Here is a 1,524-nt window from a genome sequence, read left to right as displayed (position 1 = left end):
CCCTTTAACGCACTATTCCGTAAGTGCGCGATCCTTTCACTACTCCGTTACTCCATCGAATTTATAGCAGGTACTGGAATATTCACCAGTTTGCCATCAGCTACACCTTTCGGCTTTGCCTAAGGACCCGACTAACCCTGATCCGATTAGCGTTGATCAGGAACCCTTAGTCTTACGGCGATAAGATTTTTCATCTTATTTATCGTTACTTATGCCTACATTTTCTTTTCTAAACGCTCCAGCATGTTTCACAACACACCTTCGATGCAGTTTAGAATGCTCCCCTACCGTCTGACACCTAAATGTCAGGCCTAAAGCTTCGGTTATATGTTTGATGCCCGATTATTTTCCGTGCCCAAACCCTCGACCAGTGAGCTGTTACGCACTCTTTAAATGAATGGCTGCTTCCAAGCCAACATCCTGGCTGTTTTAGGATTTGAACCGCGTTTGATCAACTTAACATATCATTAGGGACCTTAGCTGTTAGTCTGGGTTATTTCCCTCTCGGCCATGGACCTTAGCGCCCACAGCCTCACTCCTGGAGATTATATTATAGCATTCGGAGTTTATTAGGGTTTGGTAGGCGGTGAAGCCCCCTAGCCCAATTAGTAGCTCTACCTCTATAATACGTCTATATCCAAGGCTGTTCCTAAAAACATTTCGGGGAGAACGAGCTATCTCTCAGTTTGATTGGCCTTTCACCCCTATCCACAGGTCATCCCATAGCTTTTCAACGCTAATGAGTTCGGGCCTCCAGTTAGTTTTACCTAACCTTCACCCTGCCCATGGATAGATCACAAAGTTTCGCGTCTACCCCCACTGACTGATTCGCTCTGTTAGAACTTGCTTTCGCTACGGCTCCGGTACTGAAGACCTTAACCTTGCCAGTGAGGAGTAACTCGTAGGCTCATTATGCAAAAGGCACGCCGTCACTCATTGCTGAGCTCCGACCGCTTGTAAGCGCACGGTTTCAGGAACTATTTCACTCTCCTGTTCGGAGTACTTTTCACCTTTCCCTTACGGTACTGGTTCACTATCGGTATCTAAGGAGTATTTAGCCTTACCAGATGGTGCTGGCAGTTTCATACAGGATTCCTCCGGTCCCGCACTACTCAGGATACTACACGTCCATCAGAATTTCTGTCTACAGGGCTATCACCTGCTGCGGCTCATCTTTCCAGATGATTCAACTTGATCTGACTTTCTAAAAGTAGTCCTACAACCCCGGACAGAATTGCTTCGATCCGGTTTGGGCTCTTCCCCGTTCGCTCGCCACTACTTAGGGAATCATTATTTATTTTCTTTTCCTGCAGGTACTTAGATGTTTCAGTTCCCTGCGTTGGCCCCCTTGCGGGTAATACACCTTCAGTGTACTGGGTTGTCCCATTCGGAAATCTACGGATGTAACGATCGTTTGCATCTCCCCGTAGCTTATCGCAGCTTACCACGTCCTTCGTCGCCTCTTAGATCCTAGGCATCCACCATGCGCTCTTATTCGCTTTAAAAAATTTAGTATTTAGATAT

General features: G+C 46.6%; 1 rRNA gene (only partly in view). It reads right to left on the bottom strand.

Annotated features, from left to right (window positions below):
- Positions 1-1,505 (bottom strand): 23S ribosomal RNA (locus V7S65_RS32170); it reaches 1,446 nt to the left of the window's first position.
- Positions 1,506-1,524 lie beyond the last annotated feature (19 nt).

It is taken from the genome of Chitinophaga sp. CCNWYY40 (assembly GCF_037483205.1).
In the GTDB taxonomy this organism is placed as follows: domain Bacteria; phylum Bacteroidota; class Bacteroidia; order Chitinophagales; family Chitinophagaceae; genus Chitinophaga; species Chitinophaga ginsengisegetis.
Note: the sequence above shows the minus strand (reverse complement) of the source record. Positions and strands in the feature narration are given on the sequence as shown.